This window comes from Vibrio sp. B172a (assembly GCF_030248355.1).
Lineage (GTDB): Bacteria > Pseudomonadota > Gammaproteobacteria > Enterobacterales > Vibrionaceae > Vibrio > Vibrio owensii.
On sequence record NZ_JAHGAC010000018.1, the window covers coordinates 21,995 to 36,728 of the forward strand.

The window sequence follows — 14,734 nt, forward strand, 5'->3', positions numbered from 1 at the left end:
TGTTGATATATCACTTAGTTTGGTTCGAGTGAGCCTTTAAAGAAATTAGATCTAAAAAAACATGCCAGAGTGATTACTTTACTGATCGATCTATTAATTAAGTTGCATAAAGCGTGAATAAGCTCACGATTGTACATAAATTGCACAAATAAATGCGATCAATAGCTAACATTTACCGGGTCGATGAGTTCGACACAGTTCAATCCGCAGCTAGTAAAGAGGAGAGGTAATAGCTGCACCATAAATGTTGGATAGGAGAGCACACATGGAAGCTCGCAAAACTATGCTCGCTGTTGTTATTGCATCTACGGTCGCTGCGTGTGGCAGTGATGACAATGATGAGAGCGCCAGTCAAACGTACACACTTAATGGTACCGTCGTGGATGGGTACATCTATAACGCCTTAGTCTGGATGGACATCGATAGAGATGGTGAGCCAGACGCCGACGAACCTCAGGCAACTACCGGCCTTGATGGTACGTATACATTTCAAATCTCAGAAGCACAAAAGGACGCCTTAGTGGGTGTGCCGATTTTGGCTCAGTTAACAAACGACTCTGTCGATGTGGGGACTGAACCCCCAACCACGATGGAAGAGTTAGAGCAGAAAATCGCTGCCAATGAAGCAGAAAAGGTCTTTGAAGATGCTGAAGATGGACACGCCATTGTTCTTGGGATGCCACCTTTAACACAAGCCGACTTTGATGATCTTGAAGACGGTGAACTCGATGGTCAGGTCATCAACCCTTTTACTACCCAAGTTCATGAAGAGCTGACGTCTCGAGTAAGCGCCGTTCTGGAAGATCAAAACCTCGATGAGTTGAGTGATGAGGAAATCGCAGCGCTGCTTGTTGCGCTAGGAAGCCTAGTGAACCAAGCAATTGACGACGCAGTCGACGAGTTAAAAGAAGAGCTCGAAGATAGCACCTTGACCGATGAAGAACTTAAAGACCGTTTGATGGGGGATTTTATCGCTGAAGGCGACACAGGCGAAATTCTCGAACTAGCTGAAAGTAAAGTCGACGAGCGCGTATCGGATGAGCGAGTTGCCGAAGAGCTAGAGGATGAATACCCCGATGGTAAGGTGACCCATTACTCGTATACAGACAGTTACTACGGTACGCCGGACAACATGGACATCTCATTGGACTTCACGGTAGAGGGTAGTGAAACGGAGATCGTCGATGAAACCGCGAACACGTTGACCTATCAAGCCACGGCTACAGAGTATTATGAACGAGCCGGCGTAAAAACGGTGTTCAGTTCGTTCACAGAGGAAGCGGTGCAGAACCTCGATGACGGTACTTTCACGGCCAAGATAACGTTTAAAGCAGACTTGAACTTCGATGGCGAGTTTGATTTCACCAGCCATGTATATGATGTCGGTGTCGCAGATGAGGGGGAGACTCGCGGTCAGTGGGAATTTACCCGTTACGTTGATGAATCCAATCCTGCCGATTCTGGCGGTGACAGTGTCACTACGGATGATCCGGAACGTGAATTAAGCTACAGCACGGTGGATTTGTTTGCAGAAGCGGTTATGGCCGGCGATATGTCTGGTGTGGACTTACTTCAAACCATGGTTGAGGTAGAAGAAACAACGGCAGAACATGATTATGAATCTCGTGAATTTAAAGAGTACGACCTAGATGCTGCAGTTCCTCTAGAAGCGGCCACCTATGCGCAAGTTCGTGAACGATGGGACTATGTGGATGGTGGTAACAAAGAAGTCATCAAGCATGATTGGGATGCAGACGGTTCAGTTAATGAAACGACAACAAGTATGAATAATGCCGATGGCTCCGAGTCATACACGAAAGCAGGCCCAGTTTGGAACTGGGATGGCTCAGTTAGCTTCGAATACCAAGTCAATTATTGGGAAGAATATACCTATACCAAGGGTGTCAACGACGACGGTCAGAAAATCGAAACGAGTGTGGGTGGCAAATATATTCTCGATGAAGCTAACGCGGTCAAGAAAGTTGATGAGAATGGCGATGGTATGATGTTCAACCGTTGGGACGAAGTGAAAACCTATTGGTCAGAGACAGATATTCGTACTCATGTTGAATGGCAACACTTTGCAATTGAAGGGTATGACTACACCTTTAATGATGGTGGACAAAAATACAGTACTCTGATCAACGACAATTACACAGGTTATCCTGAGTACGTCGGTCCTTATATTGAAGACTTAGATGAACTGGTCGACGGTTGGCTCGAAGAAGGACTGTCTGAACAAGCGATCTGGTTGCGAGTCATTGGTGAGTCTATCCGTGGCGTGAGCCGCAGTGAGGGTTACGATTACTGCGAGGTCAATGCGACTGGTGAATCAGTCAATGCCGCGTTGTTGGCGACAGAGCTGACAAACTGTGGTGGCTTACAACCATTAACGGCGGATGACGTTGTCGATTCAAGACTGACGAGACGCAAAGGAAACGGAGTCGAAGTTCGTTTCTGGGACATCTATGAAGGTGGTATGGCCGATCGCGAGACTTGGAAAGCCGAAGGCAATACTGAAAACCTCGGGTGGGATTGGAGTATCACTTCAGAAGGATACTTAAGGTTAAGCAAAGGAGACGATTTTGTCCGTTTGATTGCGCCTTACTTCAAAGGTGAATATGGCGCTGCCGTTATTATCTTTGACGAGTACTCAGATACAAGTATGAACGAAATGTGGAGTACGTATTTTGTCGATACTGTAGATTTATACATACCACCGCAACCAGAGTAAAAAAGCGAAGGTGCTTGCAGCATCAATAACGAAATAAGCACAAGAGCTTAAACTAAAAAGCCGCTCACTCATTGCATTAACACGAGTGCGCGGCTTTTTGTTTTAACGAATTAGGCTCAACAGCTTATTTTCTCGCTAGCTTATGATGCGCTCGAGAAAAATGATCGGCACAGAATGCGCCAACAATGGAAAGCTCACCTGCCAAGCATAGGCCAGCAGCGACTTCTGCCAACGCTTTTGCTTTGCCATTACCATGCAGACCAAGGATATCCAAACAAGCTTTTTGCGTTGGTAGGCCAGTACCACCGCCTACAGTACCAACCATAATGTTTGGTAAAGTGACTGACGTATACAAGTTACCGTGAAAATCCACATCCATTCTAGTAATACCAACCGCAGATTCTGCAACGCAAGCTGCATCTTGCCCGCAGGCGATGTACAAAGCGGTGAGGGCATTGGCGTAGTGCGCGTTAATACCGATAGTGCCGCTTAGCAATCCACCAACAGTATTCATTTTGCCAAATTTCACCATCGCCTCTGGTGTGGTGTGCAGGTATTTCTCGACCAAAGCTGCAGGAATCGTCACTTCAGCTGAGACTTTTTTACCGCGAACAGAGCGTAAAGTGTGGGCGTTGGCTTTCTTATCACCAGACAAGTTACCGTCAAGGTAAGCATCAATCGGTGCGACTGGACTGTGTTCAAGAATGTAATGGAAGACTTTGTGTGTCGCGATGGTCACCATGTTCTGGCCAGACGCGTCGCCCGTTACGTATTCAAACACTAAGTAAACATGATTGCCTTCGATGTTAACGTTGATGTCTTTCAGCTTGCCGTGCGTGGTGGTGGATTCCGCTTCTTTACGGAAGATATCGTATTGAGTGACCACCCAACTTACGAACTGCGCTGCTTCTGCAAGTGATTGGAAACCAAACACCGGAGTACGACTGACGCCTTCGCTGATCAAAAGTGTACTTGCACCACCAGCTGCGGTAATCAAGTTCGCGCCGCGGTTATAAGAAGCAACAAGCGCGGCTTCTGTTGTTGCGAGTGGTACTAGGTAGTCGTCATTCGCGAACAAGCCGTTAATACGTAGAGGCCCAGCAACACCGACAGGGACGTTAACGGTACCAATAAAGTGTTCAATGTTGTTGGCGTATTGGTCGTAATGCGATTGTGTGAAAGGATCCAGAAGAAGATCTTTGTCCGTCATCGATTCGAGTACTTTCCAACGGCGTTCAATGTGCTTTTCCGTCAGGCCCGCACTGAGACAAAGTTTCTTTTCTGGCTTGTGGTATTTCGGTTCTAATGCCGATTGTACTTTTTCGCAGGTTTCATTATCAGAGAGTGCAGAGCTATTCCTTGCGCTGTCTAAATTTAATTTCGGCATACAAACGTTTCTTTATTCATTTGGTTTGGAATTGTAGTGATACAAAACGTGATTACAATCCCGCGTATACGTTTTGCAACAAAAGGCTGCTCCGCTTCAAACTGATGAACATTCGGCTTGACCAATAGATAGAACGTTATCCATTGGCTGATAAAACTGACATTTGGGCTAGCCAATACAGTATGTTATTGAAAATTAGATAAAAGCTAAGATAGAAACCGAACTGAGAAGTAAAACGCAATGAACAAACCACCGAATTTCTTCTTATTGTAAAAATTGTGCAAAGTGGGCGAACTACTCTAATTTGAGACTTCAAATAATGAGATTGGAATGTGGTTGTGTGGCGTAAAATGGTAAATAACTTGGTTTGCGCCACGGCATAATAGCCCCACGTTTTCAATTGAGGGTAACGTATGATTGTTTACTTTCGAGTTCAGGACGTGGAAGTGTTGTGTGATGAAATAGACCTCGCAACACTGATGCAGGCCAAGCTCAAACAATTACCAAGTACCAAGCCTCAAATGGACTGAGCAGTATAACGTCACGAAGTGCTGGACGCGTTCAGCGCAATAGACTGTTTATACACTTTAGGAGATAACCCGGACACTCTTTTAAAGGCGCGCGAAAAGTGCGAAATACTGGTGTAGCCAAGTTGATTGGATATATAAGTGAGAGAGTGTCCTTCTTCCATCAATTCGCAAGAAACAGAGAACATCAATGACTCTTTAATATGCCGAAAAGAAGTGCCTTCATTCTTTAACTTTCTTTGAAAGGTTCGAACAGAATAGCTCAGCAACTGAGCCGCTTCTTCTATCGACAAATTACGCTCTCGCACATAAGGGCGCAGGAGTTCAAACACGCTATCGGTAAAACTTGTATGCCACTGGATCTGACTCGGTTCAGCGCCTAACTGTGAGTCCGATATTTGGATTGGTACGTTAAGAATGTCCGCGGGAATATAAACCCCGGTCTTTTCTTGACCCACAAATATCTGGCACTGGCTAGGAACAACACTTTTTACGATATCGCTGTTACTGCCTTGCAGGCGTACCTTGCTTGGATACCAAGCGGTTTTGGTCAAAATGCTAATGAGCTCAATGATGTAAATCACAGCAAATGCCTCAGACCAGTTAGCGATTTGCGTGTCTTTCTGTTCCGAATATCGACAGAACCAGGCATGGCCATGATGGGTTTCAAAAGAAACATTACTGCCAGGTGAGTCTAAACTGAAGATTTCATCAATGTGCTGCATTGAATCGCCGATGGTTTGAAATGGCACAAACTGATGCAAGACATTGGGTATAACGCGGCGACGAAACACTAACACCAATAAGTCGGTGAATTTCGTTACGCCAAGTTGGGAAGAAGTGAGATGAATTAAACGTTTTATCGATTCAGACGGAATGTAGTCGCTCTCGGTTTGGAATAAGTCCGCAGGTAAGCCAGCGTCACTAAGTAGCTTATGCTTGTCCAAGCCATAGTCAGCAAAGACTTCAACCAGAATACGAGCATAGTTAGTCTGAATGACAGGTAGATGAAACGTTTGATTTGGCATTTTTGCGGATACTCCTTTATCACTGTTTTATCTTAGCGCATAACGCACGGTTTTAGATATAGCTCGCTATTTATTATTCAATTAATTGAAGGTTGAGCAGGACGGTATATTCTTAAAATGTTCAATCTATTCAATGGCAAGGGGATAACATGTCCGAGAACGAAAAACAAAAACAGCCAACGGAAGTGGCAGAAAACAAAGAGACGAATAAAAAAGACAAAGTAAAGACGGTCACCAACTATTTGCTTTTGTTTATTGTCGTCATGCTCGGGTTCAGCATTGTGTCAGACCGCATCATTCCAGTGACTGACAATGCACGTGTCAAAGGCTATATCGTGCCGATAAAACCTCAGGTTTCTGGCAACGTTTTAGATATTAAGGTTCGTCCGAACCAACTTGTTGCAGAGGGTGATGAGCTCGCCGTTCTCGACAAATCAGATTATGAAATCGCAGTAAAGCAAGCTGAAGAGAATCTGGAAATTGCTGGGCAGAACGTTGGTGCACAAACCGCGTCAATCGCTTCGGCGCAAGCAAGATTAACTTCTGCGATTGTTGAACGCCAAAACACTGAAGCGCAAGCCAACCGTGTTCTTGCCATGGCAGAGAAAGGCGTAGTGTCGAAATCGGATGCAGATAAAGCACGAGCATCATTGGCAACCGCGAGAGCGAACGTAGTAAATGCAGAAGCGGATCTTGAAAAAGCGAAACAACAACTTGGCGCAGAAGGTGAAGAAAACAGCCAAGTTAAAGCGGCATTGCTGGCTCTTGAGCAAGCTCAACTGAACTTAGAACGTACCGTGATTCGTGCGCCAACTCAAGGTGGTGTTTCGAACTTCAGCTTAACTGAAGGCTTCTACGCTTCTGCAGGTCAGCCAATCATGACGTTTGTGTCGACAGAAGACATTTGGATTGAGGCGTACTTCCGTGAAAACAGTTTAGGCAACGTCAGCATTGGTGATGAAGTAGAAATCGCCCTAGATTTTGTTCCTGGCAAAGTGATCAAAGGCAAAGTCAGCAGCATCGACTGGGGTGTCGACTGGGGACAAAACCAACAAGCGGGTAAGTTAGCGCAAGCCAACCAACAAACAGGTTGGTTACGCCAAACGCAAATGCTACCAATCGCTATCGAGTTTGATCGTGAAGAAGTAACGGGAATGCTACGCGTTGGCGGTCAAGCAGACGTGATTGTTTACAGCGGTGAGAACTTCGTGTTCAACACCCTTGGCAAACTTTGGATTCGTCTACTGAGCGTACTGTCTTATGTCCGATAATTTGAGCATTGATAACGCAACTCAACGCCGGACTCTGCGCTTCACCATTGGTGTAGGTCTGGCGGTGTTTCTCGCTGCTTGGATTAATTGGCAACTGGCGTTTGTCGCGCCAGTATTTACCGCGAAGTTCTTGGTCGATAAGCCAAACCTTCATAGAGAAACGATTTACGAGTTGCTGCTGGCATTGATTGCCACCATGGGGTTGGGGTTGCTTCTTTCAGGAGGCATTACTCAGTACCCAATTGTTCTACTGATTGCCGTCGGTTTGATGATGGCATGGGGTTACTACTTGTTTACTGACCCCAAATGGAATCTGTTCGCGACCATTTTGTTGATTGCGGTGTTGATGTTGCCGTTTATGGCAATCAATAACCCTGCGATTTCTGTAGTGCTCGCGAGTGGCTTGGCAACTTCTGGTGCGGTATCGGTGGCGATTTTTGCTTTGGTTCATATTTACCTACCAGAGCCAGACAGTGAGTTCGCCGGTTATGCGGCTCCACCAATTGGTAAAGAACAACGTTGGCATGCGTCATTTCGAGCCATGTTGATTTCGTTTCCTGTGGTGTGCTTCTTCTTTATCTTTCAGATTTCAGAAGCGCTGCTCACCATGATGTTTGTCGCGTTGCTGTCTTTGATGATTACGTCAGAGAAGTCAGTCAAATTAAGCGCGTTCTTAATCATCAGTAACGGTATCGGCGGGATACTTGCCATCTTGGCATTCTCGATTCTTGCCATTGTGCCAAACATATTCTTTTACACCGCCTTTATTGCGTTATTGGCGGTATTGATAGGGAAGAAAATTTACACCGTGCCAGAGAAGGCGCCGATATTCGCTACGGCGTTCAGTACCTTGCTTGTCTTGATCGGCAGCACGCTAATGAGCTCTGGCGATATCGACAGCAATACATTTATCCGAATCTTCCAATTGGTGTTGGTAGGGACGTACATGATCCTCGCATCACTCTTTTTGGAAACCCGACAATGGAAGTTTTTGCAAACATAACACTTAACAGACAGTGAAAAGGTAACGCTATGAAAGCTTCAAATGATTTCTCTAAACAGGCGATAGACGCCGCTATCAAGATCGGAGCCGTAGCGTTGCTGATCTGGTGGTGTTTCTCTATCCTCAGTCCATTCATTATGTTGGTCGTGTGGGGCGGTATTATTGCCATCGCTTTGTACCCAGTCATGATGTCCCTTCACAATCGCTTAGGTATCTCAAAAGGTAAGGCGAGTGCGCTCCTCAGTACTATCGGTGTGCTGTTACTTTTAATCCCACTTATCGCGCTCTCATCTGGTCTTTATACCAGTGGTACCGAGGTCGTCACTGGGTTGCAAGATGGCACCTTAGTTGTACCCAAGCCGCAAGAAAGCTTGAAAGAGATCCCTGTTATAGGCGACAAGCTGTTCGTTGCGATTAACTACGCATCGACCAACATGGAAGGCTTCTTGGTTAAGTATGGCGAACAAGTGAAAGGCTTCCTTTCTCAAGCAGCATCTATTGTTGGCTCGGTAAGTGGTGGTTTCATCCAGTTCATCATTTCGACCATGATTGCAGGTGCGTTCATGAGCAATGCTGAAGTTTGCCAAAAAGGTTTTACCAAGCTAGCAGACCGCCTTACCAACAAGAAAGGCGAAGCGTTGATTGATCTTTCAAAGTCGACTGTTCGCAGTGTCGTTCAAGGTGTGATTGGCGTTGCACTGATTCAATCTGTCATGGCGGGTGTGGGTATGGTCGCGGTTGGCGTTCCTGCAGCTGCGCTTTGGATGGTTGCCGTGATTCTGATTGCGATTGTTCAGTTGCCACCGATTCTGGCATTGATTCCTGCGATTATTTACGTGTTTAGTGTCGAATCTACACTGGTTGCTGGCATCTTCCTCGTTTGGTGTATTTTGGTGAGCGCAAGTGATGCGGTACTGAAACCTGTTCTTCTAAGCCGTGGTTCTGACACACCGATGCTTGTGACGCTACTAGGTGCTCTGGGTGGTATGGCAATGTCTGGTATCGTAGGTCTGTTTGTTGGTGCCGTGGTACTGAGTCTGACTTACCAGTTGATGGTGAACTGGTTAGATGAAGATGACGCGGAAACAAACAAAGCACTGAGCATGGACCAAAAAGCGAAGGAGGAAGACAAAGTAGAGGTGGCATCATGAAACCGATGACCAGGGAAGACAACTTCTACTTTTTGTTTTTCGCACTTATTGCGCTGTTTTTCGGCTGTGCTGTGATGCATCAGTTTTATCCAGATGGGCAGGAGTTTGTTCTTGCTCTTTTGGTGGTGACACTAGGTGCTTCGATTGCTGGTATCAATAAGAAGAACAAAACCAACCGAACATGGTATGGCGTGTTACTGATTGTGGCCGTCATCTCCTATGGGATGTCATTCTTAGAGCATTTAGATCTGTCCATTTTGACGCTAGGTGCGTTATTGGTGTTCTTGTTTTCGCACATATACTCGGCGCTAAAGCAGGTGGTGCTAACCAAGTCGGTAACGACAAACCACATCATAGGTTCGATTTGTATCTATCTATTATTAGGGCTTGCGTGGGCAGTGATCTACTTGTTGGTGTTGGAGTTCTTCCCGAGCTCTTTCACAGGACTAGAAGCAAAACCTTGGCTGTCGAACTTGTTTAATGCTTTGTACTTTAGCTTTATCACATTAACGACGGTCGGCTATGGTGACATTTCACCGACGGTTCCGGTGGCTCAATTCTTCGTTTTCTTCGAGGCGATAGTAGGGAGCTTTTACTTAGCCATCATGGTGGCAAGTTTGGTGAGTATTCGTTTGGCTCAAGCACAGAGTGAGTAAACAAATGAATGGTTTGAATGGCGGAGCTGAAAAGTCTCCGCCATTTTTGTTTTAAGAGGAAATGAACTTAGCCATTAAATGCACGAGCTACGCGACCTTCACAGCTGAGCGTGTAGTTCCCTACATAAGCAGGGATGAAAGCCGATTGCCCTTTGCCAAGCACCAATGTTTCGCCGCTTTCTGCAAGCAGCGTTACGTCCGCATCGATTGGCATCAAGATTTCTGCACTGGTCATCTCGACTTGTTGATCTTTTGGCTCTTGGAAGACAGAGAACTTGAAGTCTTGTACAGGGACAGGGAAGTTGTGCTCACAGCCGTTGACTGCTGCTTTGGTTAGTAGCGTGTTCATCGGTTTTGGAATAAAGTCGGTACACTTAACCAGTTCTTCCACATCCATGTGTTTTGGTGTTAACCCAGCGCGAAGTACGTTGTCTGAGTTCGCCATGATTTCCAGACCAGTGCCTTTGATGTAAGCATGAGGCGTTCTCGCGCTTAAGAACATGGCTTCACCGGGTTTAAGCGTAATAACATTCAGCAGCAATGGGGCAAACAAACCCACGTCATTCGGGTACTGAGCAGCAAGGTCTAAAATCAACTCGCACACAGGGCGTGCTTGGCTGGCTGCTGCGTAACTTAATAAGTGATCCACGGCGTTAATCTTGCGCGCTTCTTCCATGGAAAGAATCTCCACAAAGAAGTGACACAAGCCGTCTTGGTTGGGATTGCGTTCAAACTGTTCTAGGTAACCGTTGATTTCGGGAATGTCGCACTGGCGAAACTCAGCGATGATTTCATCAAAGGGACGAAAGCCATTCATTGCTTGATATTCCGTTAGGGCGTAAACCAGCTCTGGCTTGTGGTTCGCATCTTTGTAATTACGATTGAATGCACTCAGCGGGACACCTAGCTGTTGTTCATTTGCATAACCGAGCTCTGCATCTTGCTTGTTTGGGTGTACTTGAATAGACAAGGCTTTATCCGCCGCAAGAATCTTGAAAAGGAAAGGTAGGTCACCAAAGGCGTCTGCCGTGCTTGGGGATAGAAACGCTGACGGATCTTGTTTGATCAATTCTGATAGCGAAACAGTTGTATTTGAAGCGTCAGTGTTTCCTTGTGTAACGATAGAGCAACCATTCGGATGCGTGCCCATCCAAACTTCGGCTTGAGGTTGCTGAGCTTCGTTAGCAAAGCCAAACAAATCGTGGATTGCTGTGCGGCTTCCCCAGTCGTAGTTTTGGATCTTATTGTCCATTTTGAAGAAGCATTTTGATGAAATAGTATTCGAATTCATGAATTTTACCCGTAGAAAACCCTCCGAACTGAATCGGAAGCAAAAAATAATGGAGATTGGGCGGATGAGCGGTTAACTCACCCTAAGAGGTGTAGAAGTCGCTTCTACAATCAGATGTCTACAATCTAAGCTTGGGAGCGAGCGGCTTTCTTGAAGGTTGAGCCTGTAAGAATGGCAATAACAACAAGCCAATAACGGCTGCGCATACCGAAATGGTGATAAAGAATCCAGTCCAGCTGTATTCTTCAAGAATCAATGCCAATGGGTAGCCAGAAAGTGCGGCACCCATGTAGGCAAACAAACCAACAAAGCCCGTTGCTGCACCAGCGGAATCTTTGTGTGAACATTCCGCTGCTGCCATACCGATCAACATTTGTGGGCCAAACACAAAGAAGCCAATAGAAAACAATCCCGCAGCTTGGAACGCGAAGTTGGTTAATGGCATCAACCACAGTGCTGCGACAGATAAGAATATACCCGCGGCAAACAATAGGTTCATCGGGCCTCGGTTACCACCGAACAGTTTATCCGAGCCCCAACCAGCCACCAGTGAACCAACAAAGCCACCAATTTCAAACATCGACAATGCTGCGTTGGCATTGATTAGACTGTAGTGGTGTTGTTCTGTCAGGTACAAGTTACCCCAGTCATTGATGGCGGTGCGCACGATGTAAACCAGTACATAACTGAACGCGAGCAACCAAATGTACTTGTTGTTGAACACGTATTGTTTGAGGATTTCTTTATAACTCAGACCTTGTCCGTGATTTTCTTGCGCCAGCTCTAACTTGTCATCACGCCATTGACCAACCGTTGGTAGCCCTTGAGTGGTCGGTTTATCGCGCAAGCGCCAACAAACAATCACACCAAGAATTACGCCGATAACGCCGGGTACAATAAAGCCTTCTCGCCAGCTGTAATGGAATGTGAGAAATCCAACGAGTAGGGGAATTAACGCGCCACCTACGTTATGAGCCGTGTTCCAAATTGCCCACAAAAAGCCACGTTCTGAGCGCGAATACCAAGTCGTAAGTAACTTAGAGCACGAAGGCCAACCCCAACCTTGGAACCAGGCGTTCATCACCCAAAGTGCAGCGAGTGCAACCAAAGAGCTAGAGAAGCCAAACGCGATATTGATAAGGCCCGTTGCGATTAAACCGACACCCATGAAAAAGCGAGGGTTAGAACGGTCAGATATGGTGCCCGAGATAAACTTCGATAAACCATAGGTGATGTAGAAAAGCGTACCAATCATACCGATATCGGCTTTATCTAAACCTAAATCAGCAATCATTGCGGGTGCAGCGTAGTTAAATGTTTTGCGAGTGAAGTAAAAGCCCGCATAACCAAGATACATGCCCAGCATGATGTGCAGACGCCAATAGCGATAGCGTTCATCCACTTGATCTTTGCTAAGGGGAGCTTGGTTGTAGCTCGGAGACTGAAATAATCCAAACATGCTCGTTACACCTTAGGTAATGTGATGGCGATTTGTGTGCCATCCACATGATCGTTCAAAGAGTAGATATACATTTTGCCGCCGAGTGCTTGTACGCGTTCTTGCATGCCGCGAACACCCATGCCTTTCATGCAGTCTTCGGTTTTGAAACCAATGCCGTTGTCTGCAATGTTCAACGAAATGTTCTCGTCAATAGACAGCTCGATAACGATTGACGTCGCATTCGCGTATTTAGCTGCGTTGTTTAATGCTTCTTGGCATAAACGGAATAGGGTGACTTTCAACGTGTCGCCCAAAGACTCATAGTCACCTTGCCAATCAAGCACAACGCGAGTGCCATGATTGTCGAACTCCATTTCACGGGTTAACTGGTGAACGGAGTCTTTCAAATCCAAATCATCGAGCATTTTCGGACGCAGTTTGCTCAGCAGATGCTTGGCTGTGTCATAAACATTAAGTGATAGGTTCTCTATCATGTCGGCACAGCGTGTGTTCATTTCTGCGTTATCAACGCGCTTAATGATGCTCGCTTGTGTACGGATCGCTGTGATGTTCTGACCAATTTCATCGTGCAGTTCTCTTGCTACGTCACGACGTACCGACTCTTCCGCTTGAATGAGTTGTCGGGACAAGGTTTGGTTTCTCGACAATTCGCCACGAAGTTTTTGGTTAAGATCTTTTTGTTTCTGCACCGCTAAACCGAGCATAATGCCCGTTAAGGTTTGTGCTGAAAGGGACAAAAGTAGGTCAGTGATTTCCAGATTCGAAACACCACTTCGCGCAGCAATCAGCGCAATACTATTTAACATGGTCGCAAGCAGAGCGCCTTGCCAGCCGTAGCGTAGCGCAAGCACAATGATTGGTATCGCCATGCAAAAAGGCGCGAAGCGTTTTAACTCATCCGGCAAGCTGGTTTGAACCAAAATGCTGGCAATCAACAGCACGCTATAAAGCAGAATATGACGCACTTTGAACTGAACTTCGTTGGCTAACAAATTCGAGGTCAGCGGTGACCAAGGGCTTTGGAAGAGGTAGTTCCAGAGTAGGTAACACATTGGCAGCACCAACAACCCCCCCGCAATGCTCGCTAACCACGCCATGTAGACAGATTGAACGTGATAACCAACCGCAAGTACGTTAATACAAGACGTCACGAGCAACACGACCGCCATCACCGCTAAATGCTGGTTCTGATCGCCTTTGTAATAACGCTTAGCAAAGTAAACAACCGGAATGCTTAGGAAACTGGCCACCAACACCATCAACCATTGTGGTTGTTCAAGAAGTAGAGCAAGAGCCACGGTCAGTCCCCATTCGGCGAGATAAATCGTTGCCCAATACTTTGTGCGCGTGTGCAGTGTTAACCCTAAACGTAATGCGAAGGGGAACAACAAGATCGCAAGCTCTGCATCGTTCACAAAGTAATAGGCGATCACCCACAGACAGAACCACGAGCATCCTGTCATGAATAAACCGCAAATGGAGGTGATGGTGTAGCTACGCATTAAAACGACTCTTGCGAGAACAGTTTGGCGAGCTCAACGTTGTTCTTCACGCCAAGCTTATCCATGGCGTTTGCACGGTGAACGTGAACGGTTTTATGGCTTAAGCCAAGCTCAGTGGCGATTGATTTCACATCTAAACCACGAGCCAGCAATTGGCACACTTCGTTTTCTCGGCGAGTCAATTGAGTCAGTGTCGCCGCTTTGTCACTTGGTGTCGCGAGCTTCAACGCAATATCGGGTGTTAGGTAACAACCGCCTGAAGCACTGGTTCTGACTGCTTGAATTAACTCGTCAGGGCTACAACGTTTACTTAGGTAACCTTTTGCGCCGAGTTTAAGTGACTTTTCAACCATTGCGGGAGAGTCATGCACGCTTAACATGACACAAGCAATGCCTGAAGGGATTTCGGAGAGTAGGGTAAGCCCACTTTCGTCTGCCATCGAGATATCTAGGATAACTACATTTGGCTTGCACGCAGGTAATCCCACTCGAGCTTCTGCTACCGAGCTAAATTCACCTACAACATTCATGTCTGTTTCAAGGCTCAGCAATTGAGCAAATCCAGAACGAACAATGACATGGTCATCAACAAGCGCTACGTTAATCATCTTAAATACCAAACTTCAGCAATACACAAACGAAAATGAGCTCAATACCAATCGGGATAAATAAGTGTTTAGAAAATTGCGCAGAAAAAATCGCTTAGAGCGAGGCGGAGATTG

The 14,734-nt window shown here is 46.2% G+C and carries 11 protein-coding genes; 5 read left to right on the top strand and 6 right to left on the bottom strand.

All coding sequences use genetic code 11. The features are described from left to right. Window positions 1–265: 265 nt before the first annotated feature. On the top strand, window positions 266–2,734 hold the full coding sequence (locus KIT90_RS17330; protein WP_285377769.1) for a hypothetical protein: 2,469 nt from the start codon (window positions 266–268) through the stop codon (window positions 2,732–2,734). A 124-nt stretch (window positions 2,735–2,858) separates the two neighbouring features. Here the strand turns inward: KIT90_RS17330 and KIT90_RS17335 are convergent, their stop codons facing one another. Both KIT90_RS17335 and KIT90_RS17340 read right to left on the bottom strand, forming a co-directional pair. Then, entirely contained in the window at window positions 2,859–4,121 is a 1,263-nt protein-coding gene (locus KIT90_RS17335) for a hydroxymethylglutaryl-CoA reductase (protein WP_285377770.1), read from the bottom strand. Window positions 4,122–4,662: 541 nt separating this feature from the next. Continuing rightward, window positions 4,663–5,676, bottom strand: a complete 1,014-nt coding sequence (locus KIT90_RS17340; RefSeq protein ID WP_038877339.1) for an AraC family transcriptional regulator — start codon at window positions 5,674–5,676, stop codon at window positions 4,663–4,665. Between the two features lie 149 nt (window positions 5,677–5,825). On the opposite strand from KIT90_RS17340, the gene KIT90_RS17345 reads away from it, so the two are divergent. Genes KIT90_RS17345 through KIT90_RS17360 form a run of 4 tightly spaced genes read left to right on the top strand, consistent with a single transcriptional unit; the run spans window position 5,826 to window position 9,757 of the window. After that, the gene (locus tag KIT90_RS17345) at window positions 5,826–6,947 is read left to right on the top strand and encodes an HlyD family secretion protein (RefSeq protein ID WP_285377772.1); all 1,122 of its coding nucleotides are present in this window, start codon (window positions 5,826–5,828) and stop codon (window positions 6,945–6,947) included. Further along, window positions 6,937–7,950, top strand: coding sequence for a DUF2955 domain-containing protein (locus tag KIT90_RS17350; protein ID WP_285377774.1), 1,014 nt, complete (start codon window positions 6,937–6,939; stop codon window positions 7,948–7,950). The genes KIT90_RS17345 and KIT90_RS17350 overlap by 11 nt, the downstream gene beginning before the upstream one ends. A gap of 29 nt (window positions 7,951–7,979) precedes the next feature. Continuing rightward, entirely contained in the window at window positions 7,980–9,101 is a 1,122-nt protein-coding gene (locus KIT90_RS17355; protein WP_285377776.1) for an AI-2E family transporter, read from the top strand. Further along, window positions 9,098–9,757, top strand: coding sequence for an ion channel (locus tag KIT90_RS17360; protein WP_009705362.1), 660 nt, complete (start codon window positions 9,098–9,100; stop codon window positions 9,755–9,757). Before KIT90_RS17355 ends, KIT90_RS17360 begins: the two co-directional genes overlap by 4 nt. Window positions 9,758–9,824: 67 nt before the next feature. On the opposite strand, the gene manA is transcribed toward KIT90_RS17360, so the two are convergent. The 4 genes from manA to uhpA form a co-directional block, all read right to left on the bottom strand. Beyond that, on the bottom strand, window positions 9,825–11,048 hold the full coding sequence (gene manA, locus KIT90_RS17365) for a mannose-6-phosphate isomerase, class I (RefSeq protein ID WP_285377777.1): 1,224 nt from the start codon (window positions 11,046–11,048) through the stop codon (window positions 9,825–9,827). 118 nt (window positions 11,049–11,166) lie between these two features. Continuing rightward, window positions 11,167–12,507: an MFS transporter gene (locus KIT90_RS17370; protein ID WP_005435249.1), complete on the bottom strand. Its 1,341-nt coding sequence runs from the start codon at window positions 12,505–12,507 to the stop codon at window positions 11,167–11,169. A 5-nt stretch (window positions 12,508–12,512) separates the two neighbouring features. Next, window positions 12,513–14,012, bottom strand: coding sequence for a signal transduction histidine-protein kinase/phosphatase UhpB (gene uhpB / locus KIT90_RS17375; protein WP_285377778.1), 1,500 nt, complete (start codon window positions 14,010–14,012; stop codon window positions 12,513–12,515). Then, complete coding sequence (uhpA, locus tag KIT90_RS17380) at window positions 14,012–14,620, bottom strand: transcriptional regulator UhpA (protein ID WP_005435246.1); 609 nt, start codon at window positions 14,618–14,620, stop codon at window positions 14,012–14,014. Before uhpA ends, uhpB begins: the two co-directional genes overlap by 1 nt. Window positions 14,621–14,734: the final 114 nt, after the last annotated feature.

Coding starts and splice junctions, on each gene's coding strand:
- KIT90_RS17330 (WP_285377769.1), top strand. CDS start 266: ATGGAAGCTCGCAAAACTATGCTCGCTGTTGTTATTGCATCTACGGTC.
- KIT90_RS17335 (WP_285377770.1), bottom strand. CDS start 4,121: ATGCCGAAATTAAATTTAGACAGCGCAAGGAATAGCTCTGCACTCTCT.
- KIT90_RS17340 (WP_038877339.1), bottom strand. CDS start 5,676: ATGCCAAATCAAACGTTTCATCTACCTGTCATTCAGACTAACTATGCT.
- KIT90_RS17345 (WP_285377772.1), top strand. CDS start 5,826: ATGTCCGAGAACGAAAAACAAAAACAGCCAACGGAAGTGGCAGAAAAC.
- KIT90_RS17350 (WP_285377774.1), top strand. CDS start 6,937: ATGTCCGATAATTTGAGCATTGATAACGCAACTCAACGCCGGACTCTG.
- KIT90_RS17355 (WP_285377776.1), top strand. CDS start 7,980: ATGAAAGCTTCAAATGATTTCTCTAAACAGGCGATAGACGCCGCTATC.
- KIT90_RS17360 (WP_009705362.1), top strand. CDS start 9,098: ATGAAACCGATGACCAGGGAAGACAACTTCTACTTTTTGTTTTTCGCA.
- manA (WP_285377777.1), bottom strand. CDS start 11,048: ATGAATTCGAATACTATTTCATCAAAATGCTTCTTCAAAATGGACAAT.
- KIT90_RS17370 (WP_005435249.1), bottom strand. CDS start 12,507: ATGTTTGGATTATTTCAGTCTCCGAGCTACAACCAAGCTCCCCTTAGC.
- uhpB (WP_285377778.1), bottom strand. CDS start 14,012: ATGCGTAGCTACACCATCACCTCCATTTGCGGTTTATTCATGACAGGA.
- uhpA (WP_005435246.1), bottom strand. CDS start 14,620: ATGATTAACGTAGCGCTTGTTGATGACCATGTCATTGTTCGTTCTGGA.